This is a genomic window from Hydrogenophaga sp. SL48 (genome assembly GCF_021729865.1).
Taxonomy (GTDB): Bacteria; Pseudomonadota; Gammaproteobacteria; order Burkholderiales; family Burkholderiaceae_C; genus Hydrogenophaga.
This window is the reverse complement of sequence record NZ_CP063400.1, coordinates 1198517-1211506: the sequence shown is the minus strand read 5'-3', so window position 1 is coordinate 1211506 and position 12990 is coordinate 1198517. Positions and strand designations below refer to the sequence as shown.

Sequence of the window (12990 nt, the reverse complement as noted above, 5' to 3'; positions counted from 1 at the left end):
GCGGACGTCACCGGAGGACCATCAGATCCACCCGGCAAAGCCTTGGAATTATATCGGCGGGGTGTTGTCGGGCGAGACAAACACCAGGCACTCGCCCTCGCGGGTCACAAATCCGCTGGCCACCTTGATCCGGATGCGATGGCCGCGGGTGGTGCAATCGGCGACCTGGTCGAGCAGTTCGTCCAGTTGAACGGTGCTGGCGGCCGCCCCGAAGCTGCTGCGCAACCAGTGGCGCAGCACGTTGGCCTGGCGCTCGCGGCTCAGAGCCTGCAGCCCCTGGATGGCAGGCGGCGCACCGGTCTGCACCATGTCGATGCGTGCCAGATCGTCCAGCAGACTCTGCGCCTGAGCGGCATGTCGGGCGCTGCGGGCCAGCATGGGGCGAAAACCAGGAAAACAGGCCTCCCAGGCCGGCAGCAGAAGCGCGCGAATGCGGTTGCGGGTGTAGCGCTGGTCGGTGTTGCTCGGGTCGTCCACAAAGACATGACCATGGGTCTGCAACCACTCGCGCAGCACCCGTGACGGCAGTCCGAGCAAGGGACGGCCAAACATCACTGAGTGCCTCTCAAACCGTTCGGCCATCGCCGCCAGCCCCGGCAAGCCGGCTCCGCGGCTCAACGCCAGCATCAGCGTCTCGGCCTGGTCGTCGGCGTGTTGCCCCAGCAGCACGCATGCGGCACCCACCTCCTGCGCCATGCTGGCCAATGCACGGTAGCGCTTCTGACGCGCAGCGTCTTCGGGGCTCTGACCTGCTTCGTGCACCGCCTGCACGCGGTTCGATGAAAAAGGAATGCCCAGCCTTTCACAGACAACACGGCCCCGCGATTCGAAATCGTCGGCGGCGACCTGCAGGCCGTGGTGAACATGCAGGGCGATCACCTGGCCAGGCCATCGCTCGTGCGCGGCAAGCAGCAAAGCCGTGGAGTCGGGCCCCGCGCTGTAGGCCACTGCGATGGGGCCGGAAAAAAGGGGCTGCCAGCGGACGCTCCATCGGGCCAACGCCGGCCCGCAGGGATTGGGCACCGGCCCGCCGGAGGTCACGTCAGCGCTTTTCAGGCTTGCTGTCGGCCTTGGTGTCGGTGTAGCGGCCGTAGCTGTTGAGTCGCGCGTAGCGGCGGTCCACCAGTTCCTTGACCTTGAGATCGGCCAGCTGGCGCCAGGCGTCGCCCAGCGCGCGTTTGAGAAAAGCCGCCATCTGACCGTGGTCGCGGTGAGCGCCGCCCACCGGCTCGTTCACGATCTTGTCCACCAGTCCCAGCGCCTTGAGGCGGTGCGCGGTGATGCCCAGCGCGTCGGCGGCGTCGCTGGCGCGGTCGCTGGTTTTCCAGAGAATGGAGGCGCAACCCTCGGGGCTGATCACCGAGTACACCGAGTACTGCAGCATCAGCACCTGATCGGCCACCGAAATGGCCAGCGCTCCACCCGAACCGCCCTCACCGATGATGGTGGAGATGATGGGCACTTCCAGCTGCGCCATCTCGAAGATGTTGCGGCCGATGGCTTCGGACTGGCCGCGCTCTTCGGCGTCAATGCCGGGATAAGCGCCCGGCGTGTCCACGAAGGTGAACACGGGCAGCTTGAATTTTTCGGCCAGCTTCATCAGGCGCAGCGCCTTGCGGTAGCCCTCAGGCTTGGTCATGCCGAAGTTGCGCAGACCCCGCTCCTTGGTGTCTCGGCCTTTCTGGTGCCCCAGCACCATGCAGGGCTGGCCATTGAACCGGGCCAGGCCACCCACGATGCTCAGGTCATCGGAGAAGTGCCTGTCACCATGCAGCTCCTGGAAGTGCGTGAAGATCTCGCGCACATAGTCCAGCGTGTAGGGCCTGTCCTGGTGCCGGGCGATCTTGGTGATCTGCCACGGCGTGAGATTGCTGTAGATGTCTTTGGTGAGCTGCAGGCTCTTGCCCGACAGCTGTTCAATTTCTGCCGAAATGTCCACCGCAGATTCGGTTTGCACATAACGCAGTTCTTCGATCTTGCTTTCGAGTTCGGCAATGGGTTGCTCGAAGTCGAGAAAATTTCTTTTAGCCAAGGTGTGACTCCTTTGGTCTTGTTCGAACGACGTCCTGTGACGTTTCAGTAGCTGACCGGCAGCGGGTCCAGCGAGCGCCAAATATACCAAGTGGCGACGCTGCAGAAAGGCGCCCAGGAAGCGGCCACTTCGCGAATCTCGCTGCGGCTCACGGGCTCACCCGAAAAGTAAGCACGACTGATGCCGTTCTGCAGACCGATGTCGTCCAGCGGCAGCACATTGGGCCGCATCAGGTGAAAGATCAGGAACATCTCGGCCGTCCAGCGACCAATGCCCCGAATGGCGACCAGCTCGGCGATGATGGCCTCATCGTCCATTTCGGCCCATGCACTCACGTGCACCTGGTCGTTGGCGAAGTGCAGCGCAAGATCCACAAGGTACTCAACCTTGCGCGCCGAGAGGCCGGCTGCGCGCATGTCATCCACCTTGAGCTTGAGCACCTGGGCTGGCACCATTTTTTTCGGCAACAGGGCAAAGCGGTCCCAGACCGATTGCGCCGCTTTCACCGAAATCTGCTGGCCGACGATGCTCCGCGCGAGCGTGACGAAGGCATCACCGCGCGACTGCAGGCTCACACCGGCGTGTGAAGGGATGAGCTTTTTCATCACCCGGTCGCGCTTCATGAGGTGGCGGCAGGCCTCTTGCCAGTACTCTGGCGCCTCCGGACCGACGTCGGGCAAAACGGAAGAAGCCATCAACTGCGCTCCCAGGTGGTGCCCGTAGGACCATCTTTGAGTACCACACCCTGGACCAGGAGCTCCTGGCGAATCCGGTCGGCTTCTGCAAAATTCTTCGTGGCCTTGGCCGCAGCACGTTCGACCATAAGCGACTGGATTCGGGTTTCGTCCAGCCCTTCGGAAGCACCTCCCGATTTCAGGTAAGCCTGCGGATCCTGCTGCAACAGGCCCAGCACACCGCCCAGCGCCTTGAGCAGACCAGCGAGCTGTGCGTCCTTGCTGCGGTTGACCTCGGTCGCCAGATCGAACAGCACGGCCACCGCCTCGGGTGTGCCAAAGTCCTCGTCCATGGCGGCGCGAAAACGAGCGGCAAATGGCTGGTCCCAATCGATCTGCGCAAGCGGGCCGGTCGGGGCTTGAGTCAGCGCGGTGTAAAGGCGCTTGAGCGCTCCCCGGGCGTCGTCAAGGTGCACATCGCTGTAGTTCAGCGCACTGCGGTAATGGGCACGAAGAATGAAGAACCGCACCGTCTCGGCATCGTATTTTTCCAACACCTCGCGGATGGTGAAAAAGTTGCCCAGGCTCTTGGACATCTTCTCGTTGTCCACCCTTACAAAGCCGTTGTGCATCCAGAAGCGGGCCAGCGGCTGACCGGTCGCGCCTTCCGACTGAGCGATCTCGTTCTCGTGGTGCGGAAACTGGAGATCGGCACCGCCGCCGTGGATGTCAAACGTCTCGCCGAGCGTCGCGCTGCACATGGCAGAGCACTCGATGTGCCACCCCGGCCTACCCGGTCCGAACGCACTCGCCCAGCGCGCCTCTTCCGGTTCATCCGGCTTGGAGGACTTCCACAAGACAAAGTCCAAAGGGTCGCTCTTGTCGCCGGCGACCGCCACGCGTTCGCCCGCCCGCAGGTCATCGAGGGACTTGCCGGACAACTTGCCGTAGCCCTCGAACCTGCGAACGGCGTAATTCACATCGCCGTTCTCTGCCTGATAGGCCAGCCCCTTTGCTTTCAACCGCTCGATCAACGCGAGCATCTGTGGCACGTATTCGGTGGCCCTCGGTTCGAGGCTGGGGGGTTCGATTCCGAGCTGGGCGATGTCTTCGTGCATTGCGAGGGTCATCTCGTCGGTCAGCGCGCGCAGCGTGATGCCCCGCTCCACCGCCCGCTTGATGATCTTGTCGTCGATGTCGGTGATGTTGCGCACATAGGTCACGCGGTAACCGCTGACCCTGAGCCAGCGCTGCACCACGTCAAACGCCATCATCATCCGGGCGTGTCCGATGTGGCACAGGTCGTAGATGGTCATGCCACACACATACATGCGGACGTGACCGGGCTCCAAGGGCGCAAATGGCTCGATGCTGCGCGACAGGGTGTTGAAAATACGCAAAGTCATGAAGAAAACGTCACCAGAAACACGTTGAACCGACCACAACCGAATGAAGCCAGCAGAGCGCTCAAAAACCGCCCAAACGAGGAAATCTGGAGCAGAAGAACAAGGGGGAGTGGGTGTTCAGACGAGGCCCGCCGTGGCGCCAGCGACCACCTATTGGGCAAGTACCCTCAGATACAATGCGTCAGTATAGCCAGCCTGTTGCAATTCAACCGCTTCAGCTGGAGCGCTATAGTCTTGTCGACAGACCCTCTCGGGCCTTCGGTTTGCTGGTTTCGCCATCTGAGGTCACATGATCCACCCCATGAAAACACCCTCTGCCCTGACCCCGTCCGTCCGTGGCCTTGCACACTTTCGGGTCACGGCTCCACTTCGCCTGATGGCACTGTCGGTGGCGGTGTCCGCCGCCTTGGCCTCGCCCGTCGTCATGGCGCAAGCGGACGACTATGCCGAGGTCAACCGCCTGATGCGTGCCGGCCAACTGACCGAAGCGCTCAGCAAGGTGGATCAGTACCTTGCGGGCAAACCGCGTGATCCGCAGATGCGCTTCATCAAGGGTGTGATCCAGACCGAGGGAGGCAAGCCCACCGAGGCCATCGCCACCTTCTCCAAGCTGACGGAAGACTTCCCTGAGCTGCCCGAACCTTACAACAACTTGGCCGTGCTCTACGCGGGCCAGAGTCAGTTCGACAAGGCACGAGCAGCGCTGGAAATGGCCATCCGGACCAATCCCAGCTACGCCACCGCCCACGAGAACCTGGGCGATGTGTACGCCAAGCTGGCCAGCCAGGCCTACAGCAAGGCACTGCAGCTCGACGCAGGAAACCCTGCGGTCGCTCCCAAGCTGAGTTTGATCCGCAACCTTTTTGCCGTCGATCCCAAAGGGGTCAAGCCCACCACCTCTGTGACGGCACCGGCGACCGTTGCCACCAAGGCGCCAGTTGCAGCGCCAGCCGCTGCAACGCCGCCAGCCGCTGCAACACCCGCACCCGCAGGTGGCAATGCCCAGCAGGCCGATGTCGAAGCGGCTGTTCAGGCCTGGGCCAAAGCCTGGGCCAGCAAGAACATGACCGGTTATCTGGGCGCATACGCCAGCAACTTCACACCACCTGGTGGTCAGTCACGCAGCGCCTGGGAAGCCGACCGAAAGGCGCGCATCATGCCCCGCAACCGCATCGACGTGGACGTGAGCGATGTCACTGTGTCGGTCACGGGAGACCGCGCCTCTGCCCGCTTCAAACAGGACTACACATCCGATTCGCTCAGCGTGACCAGCCGCAAGACATTGGACATGGTCAAGAGTGGCAATCGCTGGCTGATCGTGCGCGAATCCACAGGCTCCTGATGGCCGGTCGGCGGTTTTTTCAGCGAGGGTACGCCAGCATCCCGACCGCCTACCTGACCAACGGCCCCAGCGGTGTCCCGCGGTGGTTCATGGGATCCGTGGCCTTGGGCGCAACGGTGGCTGCTTGGCTCTTGTTCTCGGCTTTCGTGGCACGCGATGTGTCCCCAAGCCCAGCCCTGGACTCGCTGGAGTTCAGCGCAGACACGCTGTCCTCTTCTGCCACCACATCCCCCACTTTGCTGGACAGCACGCTGGCCAAGGTGCAAGGCGCGACACCGTCGATCGGCCAAGCGCCTGTGCCTTCAGGCCTTCAGACCCAAAGCCTGTCGAATGAAGGGCTCGCAAGAGTTGCACCACTTCTGGGGCAGGCTGAAGCACGGCTGATCGATGTGTATCGGCTGATCAGCCAAGGGAAGCACCGGGAGGCGCTGGTCAAGACCGACAAGCTGGTGCGTGACCACCCCAACTTTCATCTCGCCCATCTGGTTCACGGCGACCTGTTGAGCCTGCAGATGCGTCCAGTTCGCCAACTGGGCGATGTGCCAGACACCAAAGCCCAGGCAGCGGCCCAACAGCTGGCTGTGCTTCGCGAGGAGTCTCGCCGCCGGCTGAGCGCGCTCACCGAGCGCCCACCCGAGGGCAGCGTGCCAACCCAGTTCCTTGCCCTGTCTTCGCAGAGCCGTCATGCCATTGCGGTGGACGCGTCGCGATCCAGGTTGTACCTGTTTGAAAACCAGACGCCGTCGGCCTCTGGAGGCAGGATTGCGCCCCCGCCTCGGTTGAAACTGCTGGGAGACTTCTACATTTCAGTGGGTCTGTCGGGCATCGAGAAGGTGGTGGAAGGCGACAAGCGCACGCCGCTCGGCGTGTACTACATCACCAGCAACCTCAACCCAGACAACCTGCCCGACCTGTACGGGGTGGGTGCGCTGCCGATCAACTACCCCAATCCGCTCGACATGCAGCGCGGCAAGACGGGGAGCGGCATCTGGTTGCACGGGACCCCCAAAGAGCAGTTTGTGCGCGCGCCACAAGCGTCGGATGGCTGCGTGGTGTTGTCGAATCCGGATCTGGAAAAACTGCTTTCGACCATTCAGATCCGAACCACCCCGGTGGTGATCGCCCCTGAACTGCGGTGGGTGCAACCTGACGCGCTGGATGCCGACAGGAAGCTCTTCGAAGCTTCTCTTGAATCGTGGCGCACGGCGAAAAGCGACGGGCAAGTCGACCGACTCAAGGACTTTTACTCAAGCCGCTTCCAGAACCCTGGCAAAGAACCCACCGAATGGTGGAGCCGCATGGAATCTGAGGTGCGTGGAGCCAAAGGGCCACGCGAACTGCAGCTCAAGGACGTGTCCATGCTGCGTTGGCAAGACAGTGAGGACACCATGGTGGTGACGTTCGGCGAGGTGGCGCAAGGCCAGAGCCGAGGCGTGACCCGTCGGCAATACTGGGCACGCGAAAGCGACCAGTGGAAAATTTTCTATGAAGGAACTCCTTGATGTCTCGTTTCCGCAAGGCAACCTCGGGCACGCGCCGCCATCTCCTGGTCGGATCGGCGGTGGTGGCCGCATTGCTGTCTTTGTCGGCCCACGCACAAAACCCGGTTTCAGCGCCTGCTCCAGCGACCTATCCGAAAGTGCGCCTGACCACCTCCATGGGCGACATCGTGATGGAGCTGTACCCTGACAAGGCGCCCAAAACCGTCGACAACTTTCTGCAGTACGTGCGCGACAAACACTACGATGGCACGGTCTTTCACCGCGTGATCAGCAACTTCATGGTCCAGGGCGGCGGATTCGACGGCAGCTACAGACAGAAGCCCACCCGCGTTCCCGTGGTCCACGAAGGACAGGCCGCCATCGAACGCGGAGGCCCTCGCAACGTGATCGGCACCGTGGCCATGGCACGCACCAACGACCCGAACTCGGCCTCCTCGCAGTTCTTCATCAACGTGAAGGACAACGCCTTCCTGGACCCAACACCGATTCCCCCTGGCGACCCGGTACCCCGCTTTGAATACGGCGGGCGCGTGTACGAAAACACGCCACGGGCCAACCTGCTGGGCGCAAGCCAGCTGTTCGGCTACACGGTGTTCGCCAAGGTGGTGAGCGGCATGGACGTGGTCAACAAGATCAAGGAAGTGCCCACCGGTTCAGGCGGACCCTTTCCCACCGACGTCCCCAAAACACAAGTCACCATCCTCAAAGCCACTCTGGAGAAATGAACATGGCCAACCCCCAAGTCGAACTGCACATCGCCAACTTTGGCGTCATCACACTCGAACTCGACGCCGACAAAGCGCCGCTGTCCACCGCCAACTTTCTGTCGTACGTGAACAAGGGTCACTACAACAACACGGTGTTCCACCGGGTCATCCCGGGGTTCATGGTGCAAGGCGGCGGGTTTGAACCCGGCATGAACCAGAAGCCGTCGGACGCCCCCATCAACAACGAAGCCAACAACGGTCTGCGCAACGACCTCTACACCGTCGCCATGGCCCGCACGAACGACCCGCATTCCGCCAGTGCCCAGTTCTTCATCAACGTGGCCAACAACGGCTTCCTGAACCACACCGCGCCCAGCGCGCAGGGCTGGGGCTATGCCGTGTTCGGCAAGGTGATCTCGGGTTCGGACATCGTGAAGAAGATCGAAGGCGTGGCCACGGGCCGCAAAGGCTTCCACGACGACGTGCCCAAGGACGACGTGATCATCGAAAAGGCCGTCGCGCTCTGAGCATCACGGGGGCTTCGGCCCCCTTTTCCATGACCAATCCGCTCACCGACCGCTTCGCCGAACTGCGCGCGCCCGCGCAGTGGCAGGCGGTCGATTTCATTTCCGACCTGCACCTGCAGGCGTCCGACCCCACCACCTTCGCCTGCTGGCGGCGGTTTCTACAACGGTCTCCCGTGGAGCGCGCAGACGCCCTGTTCATTCTGGGCGACCTGTTTGAAGTCTGGGTGGGCGACGATGCGCTGGATGCGCCTGCCGACAGGGCTGACCCGGCATTCTGGCGCCATTGCGCTGCCCTGCTTCAAGCCCACAGCCAGCACACCCCGGTGTATTTCATGGCCGGCAACCGCGATTTCCTGCTAGGGCAGGCGGGACTGAGCTCATGCGGCATGCAAGCGCTTCCCGACCCCACGGTGCTGGACTTTCAGGGTCAGCGTTGGCTGCTCAGCCACGGAGATGCCTTGTGTCTGGATGACACCGACTACATGCGATTTAGAGCGCAGGTGCGCACCCCCGAGTGGCAATCCGCTTTTCTCGCGCAGCCGCTGGCACAACGAGAAGCGGTGGCGCGTGGATTGCGCCAGCAAAGCGAGGCGCGCAAACGCAGCAACGCCCACGACCCCCCGTTGTGGGCCGACGTGGACGCCGAGGCCGCGCGCCAGTGGCTGCAGCGCGCTGGAGCGCCAACACTGATCCACGGCCACACCCACCGCCCCGCCAGCCATGATCTGGGCAACGGCCTGCAACGCGTGGTGCTCAGCGACTGGGACGCTGCAGCTCTACCCCCACGTGGCGAAGTGCTCCGGCTCACCGCATCGGGCCTGCAGCGCCTGCCATTGAAGACGGCCTGAGCGCCTCCATGTGCGAAAGATGGTCCACACCCTGCTTCGCTCACTGCAGTCCTGGCTGCCCCGGGGCATCCGTCCCACGCCACCGATCGATGACCTGCTCTGGCGCCAAACCGTCGAGGCCCTGCCCTTTCTGACGGCACTCTCGTCAACGGAGCAGGAAAGGCTGCGCACCCTGTGCGGTCACTTTCTGCAAGAAAAGGAGTTTCATGGCGCGCACGGACTGAAGATCACCGATGCCATGGCCTTGAACATCGCCGCCCAAGCCTGCCTGCCACTGCTGCAGATTGGCTTGCCCTCCGGGGAGTCGGTGCGAGACCCGCTGCAGGTCCTCGACTGGTACAGCGATTTCGTCGGCATCGTCGTGCAACCCGGCGCCGCCGTGGCACAGCGCGAAGTCACCGACGGGGTGGGCGTGGTGCACCGTTACAGCGAAGTGCTGGCGGGCGAAGCCATGGACCGCGGCCCCGTCATGCTGAGCTGGCAAGAAGTGGCCCGAGCCGCCGAGCTCGCATCCCAAGGCAAGAATGTCGTGATCCATGAGTTCGTCCACAAACTCGACATGCATGGCATCCAGCGCGGCGACAGCCCGGACGGCGCTCCGCCTCTGCCAGAGCGCTTCTTGGGCAGAGCCAGTGCTGCCGCAGCCCGAGAACACTGGCGCAGCGTCATGCAAGCGTCGTACTCACAGTTTCGCGAGGCTGTGGCCATGGCCGAACGATTCGGCGGCGAGGCACCTTGGCTGGATGACTATGCGGCCACCCATCCAGCAGAGTTTTTTGCCGTGACCTGCGAAGCCTACTTCGTCAGCCGTGAGCGATTTGCGCAGGACTTTCCCGCCCTGCTGCCTCTCTACGACGGGTTCTTCAGAGCGGCCCGGTAGGATCGAACCGGTTCTGCCGGGCCACTCGCGCTGCCCCTTGAAAGAGGATCGCGAGCAGCACAGCAGAAGAGTTACTTCTTCAACAGCACCTTGAGCGTGTTCTGAAGGCGGCGTGCGGCAGCGGCCTCGAACGGCCCTGCCAGCACGCGACCCACGTCTTGCGCCCAGGTCTCGGCCGGCGGAGCGTCGTGACGACGTGTCAGCAGCTGCAGCTGCAGCATGCGGCGTGCATCCAGCTGCTCGACCGGCGTGGGCACCTCGGCTGCCATCTCCAGGCGCAACAGGGCATCGGCCGGCACCGCGGGGGCTGCTGCGGCCGACACACTCTGCGTCCAGGCACTGCGGGTACCGGCGTTCACTCGCGAACCCAGCGCCTGTGCGGCAGGCAATTGGGCTGCATCGCGTTGTTCCCAGGCCGTCATCAACTGGGTCAGCACCTCGCCGTGAGCCTGGGCGGCGAGTTTGCGCAATGCGGCTTCGGCGTGCTCAATGGCATTGCGTTGAGCGCGGAAGGCGGCATCGCCCAAGCGAGGCAAGGCCGGGCCACGGGGCTCACGCTCGAAGCGGTCACTTCCACGGCCATCACGGCCCTCACCACGCGCGCCAAAACCACCCCGGCCACCATCACGGCTGTCTCGGCCGGGAGGCCCCCGACGGTCATCCCGACCAGCGGGCTCGGTTTTCTTCATGCCCGGGCGGTCGTCGCCGCGCACGGCCACGATCTTCTTCGGTGGCGCGGCGGGTTTGGCTGGCACCAGAGCTTCGACGGCGGCAGCCTCGACATGTTCGTCCGCAGATGCCGACTCACCTGCATCAGCCACAGGCGACTCGTCTGCGGAAACCGCAGCGGGCCCTGCAGCAACGGACACAACGCCTGCAACGGTCCGGGTTGCCGCTTCGGAGGCCGGTGCAGCAGCCGCAGCCAGCGCCTGACCCCGCAATGCGGCCTCCAGCGCAGCCATCGCTGCACGGATCTGCTGAGCGTCGCCGCTGGCAATGGCGGCATCCACCGCTTGCGAAGCCTCCAGAACCCGCTGGTCATGCGCGTTCAACGAAGTCGCGGCCTTCTCGCGTTCGCTGCTCTTGCGGGCAAAGGCATCGTCGATCGGCTGACGGAAGGCTTCCCACAGTTTCTGTTCCTGTTTGCGCTCCAGCGGCACAGCGTGGGCTTCGGCCTGCCAGCGCTGCTGCAGGGCTTTGACAGCGTCGATGCGCAGCTGCGGCGCAGCGCCCAGGGCGGTGGCTTCTTCGATCAGCGCACGGCGGCGCGCGATGCTCTGCGCCTGCGCAGCATCCAGTCCGGCATGCGCCGCGTGCATGGCGTCTTTCCAGAGCGGCTGCATTTCGGCAAACGCCTTTTCGCTCAGGTGGCCGGCCTCGCGCCAGCGCTCGGAGAAGGCATGCAACTCGCGCACCTGGGCTTTCCAGTCGGTGTTGCCGGCGTGGGCGGACGTCCAAGCCTTGAGTTCTTCGATGATGGCCAGGCGCTGCGCCTTGTGCGCATCGGCCTGCTGGCGCACCTGGGTCAGCCAGGCTTCGACCACTTTGTGGGCTTCGGTGCAGGCTTCATCAAACCGCTTCCACAACGCGTGGTTGGCCTGACCGCCCTGGTCGGTGGATTTCCACTGGTCGCGCAGGCTGCGCAGGGTCTCCTGCATCTTGCGTCCACCGATGCGCTGGCCTTCAGGCGCCTGCAGCAGGGCTTCGGCTTTCTTGACCAGCTCTTCGCGCAGCTGGTCGGCACGCCAGCGCTGCCAGTCTTCCAGATCGCCGGCCTGCGTGAGCGCGGCATGGGCGCGGGCTTCGAGTTCGGGACCGATCAGGCGGCTGTGCGACTTGAGCACCGCGCGCACATCGGCCGCGGCCTTGGGCGTGGCCTTGCCGTGGCCTTCGGCCAGTTCGCGCTCCAGCACGCCCAGGGCGCGGTCGAGTTCGGACAACACCTTGGCGCGCCGCTCCTGCGCGGCCTGCGCATCGTGTGCGGCCTTTTCGGCCGGCACCGCAGCCGCCTCACCGCGCGCCAGGCGCAGCTCATCGGCCCACACGGGCACGGCGGGCAGTGGGGCCTTGGCGTCGGCGTCAGCCGCCACGGCCTGGGCCAGGGCGGCTTCAAAAGCGTCCCACACCAGTTGCAGCTGGCTGCGCGAGGCATCGAGCATCGGCGGGAACTTGGTCTCCACGCTGGGCCACTGGGCATCGTCTGCCAAGCCGCTGGCCTGGCGCTGCCACTCCACGACATCCGCTTGCAAGGCGGTCGCGCTCGCCTGGGCTTCACGCCACGGCTTGGTGGAAAGGACCTCAATGCGCTGAGCCATCAACACCGCAGACTCACGCTCCACTTGCACCCGGTGTTGCAGGTCCTCAATCGCTTTGACCCGCTCGGCGAGCGATGCCTTCAGCCCGGCCAGGGGCTCACGCGACAAAGGCGCGCCCGCTCTGGCGGCATCTCGCTGCCAGGCCATGGCATCGGCGAGATTCAGTCGGGGCTGAGCAATCAGGCTCTCGGCCTTCTGGGCCCATTCCACCGCGATGTGCTCTTGCGCCTTCTGCCGCTTGTGTTCATCCAGCTTCTCTTTCAGGGGCTTGGCCGCGCCGCGGTCGCGCTGGGACAGTTCTTTGAACACCTCGTTCATCTGCTCCAGCCCTGGCTCGGTGGCCAACCACTCTCGGATACGGGCAGCCCGCTCACCCGATGTGGGTGCAGAAAAAGCCCCTCCGGTCACCGCATCAAGGGGATGTGGCTGAGCAGCGGAAGAATTTTTGGAGGGGGCAGGCGTGTTCACAGCGGGCTCGGGGGTGTTGGACTGGAAAGGGTTCTTGCGCAGGGAGAACAGCGACATACAGGTGGTTCGAAGAAAGAGGACATGCCAGCACCATGCCGGTGTCATGGACAAACCACCCTATTGTCACCGGTGTGGCTGGGTACGCCCTTTCTGTCCGTATGCCCCCAAAAAAGAAACCCCGGCGGGCAAAGCCCACCGGGGTTGACGGCGGGCAAATTGCACTTGCCGTCGGTTTTGGCGGAGGGAGTTGGATGTCTCTCCAGCCTGGAAGCAACAGATTGCTCCCGTT

The 12990-nt window shown here is 63.8% G+C and carries 11 protein-coding genes; 6 read left to right on the top strand and 5 right to left on the bottom strand.

Annotation, left to right across the window (positions count from 1 at the left end):
- Positions 1-48: 48 nt before the first annotated feature.
- From tilS to cysS, 4 genes are read right to left on the bottom strand one after another with little or no spacing between them, the layout of a single operon-like run.
- Positions 49-999: a tRNA lysidine(34) synthetase TilS gene (gene tilS / locus IM738_RS05820; protein WP_236964952.1), complete on the bottom strand. Its 951-nt coding sequence runs from the start codon at positions 997-999 to the stop codon at positions 49-51.
- Between the two features lie 43 nt (positions 1000-1042).
- Positions 1043-2032, bottom strand: a complete 990-nt coding sequence (locus IM738_RS05815; protein WP_236964951.1) for an acetyl-CoA carboxylase carboxyltransferase subunit alpha — start codon at positions 2030-2032, stop codon at positions 1043-1045.
- Positions 2033-2076: 44 nt separating this feature from the next.
- Positions 2077-2727 carry a DNA-3-methyladenine glycosylase family protein gene (locus tag IM738_RS05810; protein ID WP_236964950.1) on the bottom strand — a complete coding sequence of 217 codons (651 nt, stop codon included), beginning with the start codon at positions 2725-2727 and terminating at the stop codon, positions 2077-2079.
- Positions 2727-4112 carry a cysteine--tRNA ligase gene (gene cysS / locus IM738_RS05805; protein WP_236964949.1) on the bottom strand — a complete coding sequence of 462 codons (1386 nt, stop codon included), beginning with the start codon at positions 4110-4112 and terminating at the stop codon, positions 2727-2729. Before cysS ends, IM738_RS05810 begins: the two co-directional genes overlap by 1 nt.
- Before the next feature lie 376 nt (positions 4113-4488).
- Here cysS and IM738_RS05800 point away from each other — a divergent pair, with 376 nt between their 5' ends.
- The 6 genes from IM738_RS05800 to IM738_RS05775 all read left to right on the top strand — a co-directional run bounded on the left by IM738_RS05800 (position 4489) and on the right by IM738_RS05775 (position 9918).
- On the top strand, positions 4489-5454 hold the full coding sequence (locus IM738_RS05800) for a nuclear transport factor 2 family protein (RefSeq protein WP_236964948.1): 966 nt from the start codon (positions 4489-4491) through the stop codon (positions 5452-5454).
- A gap of 89 nt (positions 5455-5543) precedes the next feature.
- Positions 5544-6956: a L,D-transpeptidase family protein gene (locus IM738_RS05795; protein ID WP_236964947.1), complete on the top strand. Its 1413-nt coding sequence runs from the start codon at positions 5544-5546 to the stop codon at positions 6954-6956.
- Positions 6956-7681 carry a peptidylprolyl isomerase gene (locus IM738_RS05790; protein WP_236964946.1) on the top strand — a complete coding sequence of 242 codons (726 nt, stop codon included), beginning with the start codon at positions 6956-6958 and terminating at the stop codon, positions 7679-7681. Before IM738_RS05795 ends, IM738_RS05790 begins: the two co-directional genes overlap by 1 nt.
- Before the next feature lie 2 nt (positions 7682-7683).
- Positions 7684-8190 carry a peptidylprolyl isomerase gene (locus tag IM738_RS05785; RefSeq protein WP_236964945.1) on the top strand — a complete coding sequence of 169 codons (507 nt, stop codon included), beginning with the start codon at positions 7684-7686 and terminating at the stop codon, positions 8188-8190.
- Positions 8191-8219: 29 nt separating this feature from the next.
- Positions 8220-9038, top strand: a complete 819-nt coding sequence (locus IM738_RS05780) for a UDP-2,3-diacylglucosamine diphosphatase (protein WP_236964944.1) — start codon at positions 8220-8222, stop codon at positions 9036-9038.
- A gap of 19 nt (positions 9039-9057) precedes the next feature.
- On the top strand, positions 9058-9918 hold the full coding sequence (locus IM738_RS05775; protein WP_236964943.1) for a zinc-dependent peptidase: 861 nt from the start codon (positions 9058-9060) through the stop codon (positions 9916-9918).
- Between the two features lie 71 nt (positions 9919-9989).
- Here the strand turns inward: IM738_RS05775 and IM738_RS05770 are convergent, their stop codons facing one another.
- The gene (locus IM738_RS05770) at positions 9990-12758 is read right to left on the bottom strand and encodes a DUF349 domain-containing protein (RefSeq protein ID WP_236964942.1); all 2769 of its coding nucleotides are present in this window, start codon (positions 12756-12758) and stop codon (positions 9990-9992) included.
- Between the last annotated feature and the right edge of the window lie 232 nt (positions 12759-12990).

Coding starts and splice junctions, on each gene's coding strand:
- IM738_RS05810 (WP_236964950.1), bottom strand. CDS start 2,727: ATGGCTTCTTCCGTTTTGCCCGACGTCGGTCCGGAGGCGCCAGAGTAC.
- cysS (WP_236964949.1), bottom strand. CDS start 4,112: ATGACTTTGCGTATTTTCAACACCCTGTCGCGCAGCATCGAGCCATTT.
- IM738_RS05800 (WP_236964948.1), top strand. CDS start 4,489: ATGGCACTGTCGGTGGCGGTGTCCGCCGCCTTGGCCTCGCCCGTCGTC.
- IM738_RS05795 (WP_236964947.1), top strand. CDS start 5,544: ATGGGATCCGTGGCCTTGGGCGCAACGGTGGCTGCTTGGCTCTTGTTC.
- IM738_RS05790 (WP_236964946.1), top strand. CDS start 6,956: ATGTCTCGTTTCCGCAAGGCAACCTCGGGCACGCGCCGCCATCTCCTG.
- IM738_RS05785 (WP_236964945.1), top strand. CDS start 7,684: ATGGCCAACCCCCAAGTCGAACTGCACATCGCCAACTTTGGCGTCATC.
- IM738_RS05780 (WP_236964944.1), top strand. CDS start 8,220: ATGACCAATCCGCTCACCGACCGCTTCGCCGAACTGCGCGCGCCCGCG.
- IM738_RS05775 (WP_236964943.1), top strand. CDS start 9,058: ATGGTCCACACCCTGCTTCGCTCACTGCAGTCCTGGCTGCCCCGGGGC.
- IM738_RS05770 (WP_236964942.1), bottom strand. CDS start 12,758: ATGTCGCTGTTCTCCCTGCGCAAGAACCCTTTCCAGTCCAACACCCCC.